The organism is Kineococcus vitellinus, from assembly GCF_009906315.1.
GTDB classification, from domain to species: Bacteria; Actinomycetota; Actinomycetes; order Actinomycetales; family Kineococcaceae; genus Kineococcus; species Kineococcus vitellinus.
This window is the reverse complement of the sequence record NZ_JAAALL010000544.1, coordinates 1-1,390: the sequence shown is the minus strand read 5'-3', so window position 1 is coordinate 1,390 and position 1,390 is coordinate 1. Positions and strand designations below refer to the sequence as shown.

Here is a 1,390-nt window from a genome sequence, read left to right as displayed (position 1 = left end):
GAGCGGTCCGGGGCGTCGCTGCTCGTGGAGGTCACCTCCACGAGCAGCGACGCCCCGGACCGCTCCGCGTGGGCCGCCCGGCACTTCGACGCCTGGTACGACGAGCTCGTGGCCGGGCAGTCGGCCGACCGCCCCGACCCGGCGTGCTGGCAGCGCGCGGAGCTGCGCGCCGAGCTCGAGCGCGGCGGCGCCGAGGAGCGCGTCCACTGGCTGCTGGCCCGCGAGGGCGGCCGGGCCGTCGGTGCCGCCGAGGTGCGCCTGACGCTGCTGGACAACCCCCACGTCGCCGCGCTCGAGCTGGCCGTGGGCCCCGCGCACCGCCGCCGCGGCGTGGGCACCCGGCTGCTGGCCGCGGCGCTCGACGTGGCCGCCGCCGCGGGCCGCACGAGCGTGCGCACCGCCGTGGAGCGCCCGGTGCAGGCCGACCCGGCGCACTGGCCGGGGCTGCTGGCGGCCCGGCGGTGGGGCTTCGAGCGGGGCCGCTCCGAGGCCCGCCGGCAGCTGCCGCTGCCCGTGCCCGCCGGGCGGCTGGCGGCGCTGGAGGCCGCCGCCCTCCCGCACGCGCGGGGCTACCGGCTGCGCGCCTCCGCCGGGCCCGTGCCCGAGCAGGACCTCGACGCGGTGGCGGCGCTGGTGGCGCGGATGAGCACCGACGCACCCGCGGGGGACCTGCTGGTCGAGCCGGAGGCGTGGGACGCCGCCCGCGTGCGCGAGGGCGAGGCGGCCCGCGCCGCCCAGGGGCGCCGGCAGTGGCTCGCCCTCGCCGCCGCACCGTCCGGGGAGCTGGTGGGCTACACGATGCTCGTGCAGTCCGCCCACGAGCCGGAGCGGCTGCTGCAGTGGGACACCCTCGTGGTGCGCGAGCACCGCGGTCACCGGCTGGGCACGCTGCTGAAGCTGGCGTGCCTGCGCGCGGCCGTCGCCGACGCGCCGCGGGCCCGCCGGGTGACGACGTGGAACGCCGTGTCCAACACCCCGATGATCGCCGTCAACGAGGCGCTGGGCTTCCGCTGGGACGAGGCCGTCGAGGAGCTGGAGGCGGACGTCGCCGACGTGCGGGCGGCCCTGGCGCGCTGAGGGTGACCCGCACGCCCGCGCCGCTCACCCGTGCAGCACCTCGCCGATGCGGCGCGCGGCCTCGCGCAGCCGGTCGGGGGCGGTCGCGGCGTAGCCGAGGACCAGCCCGGGCGGGCCCGGCCGCAGCCGGTGCAGGCCCAGCGGCGCGACCGCCACCCCGCGCTCCAGCAGGGCGTCGGCCACCTCGGCGTCGTCGGCGCCGGCCGGCAGCGCGAGCAGCAGGTGCAGCCCGGCGGGCACCCCCCGCACCCGCGCCCCGGGCACGTGCTCGCGCAGCCCCGCCAGCAGCGCGTCGCGGCGGGCCCGCTGGCGC

The 1,390-nt window shown here is 81.0% G+C and carries 1 protein-coding gene and 1 pseudogene; one reads left to right on the top strand and one right to left on the bottom strand.

All coding sequences use genetic code 11. From position 1 onward, the window contains the following. The coding region (locus GTQ99_RS23275) for a GNAT family N-acetyltransferase (protein WP_166618020.1) at positions 1 to 1,077 on the top strand (1,077 nt) is incomplete at its 5' end. Positions 1,078 to 1,101: 24 nt separating this feature from the next. Here GTQ99_RS23275 and GTQ99_RS23270 read toward each other — a convergent pair. Next, positions 1,102 to 1,390: pseudogene (locus GTQ99_RS23270) on the bottom strand (MocR-like pyridoxine biosynthesis transcription factor PdxR); the annotation flags it as partial.